The organism is Porphyromonas sp. HMSC077F02, assembly GCF_001815465.1.
GTDB lineage: Bacteria > Bacteroidota > Bacteroidia > Bacteroidales > Porphyromonadaceae > Porphyromonas_A > Porphyromonas_A somerae.
Genome location: NZ_KV820631.1, coordinates 1 through 2,077, shown reverse-complemented (window position 1 = coordinate 2,077; position 2,077 = coordinate 1). Strand labels below are relative to the sequence as shown.

The 2,077-nt window shown below is 41.8% G+C and carries 1 pseudogene; it reads left to right on the top strand.

Annotated elements, in window-relative coordinates:
* The first annotated feature begins 163 nt into the window (after positions 1-163).
* Positions 164-1,402, top strand: a pseudogene (locus HMPREF3027_RS01505) (IS4 family transposase).
* Positions 1,403-2,077 lie beyond the last annotated feature (675 nt).

Below are 2,077 nucleotides of genomic sequence, written 5' to 3'. Positions count from 1 at the left end.
TCGTAACGTTAATCAAGAATGTATGTTCCGATGTAAGGGGTATAAAACGAAACATTGCTGTCCGGGGAAGTTTTTTTGATGGCAAAAGATAAGGGCTGATTCCAACTTGTGGAGTCAGCCCTTTGTGGTTAAATTTGCATTGACATTCTATTTACATTTAACCATGAGTAAAAGTACACATTTTATCGGACAGCCGCTATATTCTCAGATCACAAAGAATATTGATAAGTCAGGAGTTCTTCGAATTAGCAGGGAACTTGGAGGCGAACGTTACATTAAGAGTTTTGATGCATGGACACACCTCGTTGTGATGCTCTATGCCATCCTTAATCGATTTGACTCACTACGCGAGATCACTGTCTCCATGCAAGCAGAAGCAAGAAAACTCACCCATTTGGGGATTGCAAATATCGCATGTAAGAGTACTCTTTCAGACGCAAACAGAAGACGTTCGGAGGAGGTTTTTGGTGCCATCTATAGGGGCTTATACGCTAGATATCATCATCTTCTTTCATCGGACAGCCGGCAGCGTAGAGGGGGAAATATGCCTAAATGGTTTAATCGACTTAAAATTATTGATTCTACCACAATAACTCTCTTCTCCAACCTCGTTTTCAAAGGCGTTGGAAGACATCCCAAGATTGGGAAGAAGAAAGGCGGAGTGAAAGTACACACCGTTATCCATGCAAATGAAGGTGTTCCCGCCGATGTCCGCTTCACATCAGCAGCCACTCATGACTCCTTTATGCTCATACCATCACATCTGTCTAAGGGTGATATCATTGCAATGGATCGTGCTTATATCAACTATGCCAAGTTTGAGGAGATGACGCAGAGAGGGGTTATCTACGTCACTAAGATGAAGAAGAACTTGGTGTACAAGGTGGAGAAGGACACTATTTATCAAACGGAACACGAGGGAATGGAGGTTCGTGTGCAACAAGTGACCTTCAGAAAGGAGTTACAGAAAGGAGAGGCGATTAAGCATCGAGCTCGTATCATCACGTACGCTGACATACAGAAACACCGGCTCATTTCTCTACTGACTAATGATTTGACGTCAGATCCTGATGAAATCATCAAGATCTATCAAGAGAGATGGGCTATAGAGTTGCTCTTCAAGCAATTGAAACAGAACTTTCCCCTAAGATACTTCTACGGTGAGAGTGCCAATGCTATCAAGATCCAAGTTTGGGTGACTTTGATAGCCAATCTGTTATTGATGGTGATGAAACACCAATTGGATCGTTCCTAGAGTTTCTCAGGTCTTTCTACAATGGTGAGAATAACTTTAATGTATTACGTCAACTTCTATAGTCTCTTTAATCATCCCGAAAAAGACTGGGAAAAGAGTCTGAAAGATGCCTCGGAACCACCCAAAATGGCAACTCTTTTTGACTGAGGGGGCTTGGAATTCAAAATAATGAGGCTCAACCGCATAAAATCAGCGATTGAGCCCCCTAGTTATACCCATTTCCGAATTCTCCGGACAGCAATGAAAACGAAAGGTACAAAATGGAGAATTAGTGAAGAGGTGGAAAGGTGGCTTGTAGAGAGGTATTGGAGGGTGTTGGGTATTTTGGGCGATTGAAAACGAAAAGTACATTTGCTTTAATTTTGGTTTAATTCTGCTTTAATTTTTTGGGCGGGGATTGAAGGTTATTTGGTTCTATAAGGGCTCACTTCTGTGGGTCCTTATTTGTTTTGTATTGGTTGGATGATTTGGATGTGAAAGGGGCTGTATGTGCGTTGTTTGAGGGCTTTATTGAGGGAAAGGATGGGTGGTGATTAATTGGGTGGATATTGGAATTAAAGGCGATTAAAGAGGTATATAAATGGATTTAAATAGGCGAGCTGAGACGGACCACTTAAAAACGAAAAGTACAGGAGTTAGGGCGGAGTTAGGGCGGAGTTAGGGTGAAAAGTAGGGCAAAAACAGCCGTGGAACATACCCTATAATGCAGAAAAGCGCGTTAATTTGAGTTAAAAACGACTTGAAGTACCCCCTTTAATGGTTAAAATGAAGGTTTTGAAGTCGTGGAACATATTAGTGATGAGCATTGGGTATCAGGCGATT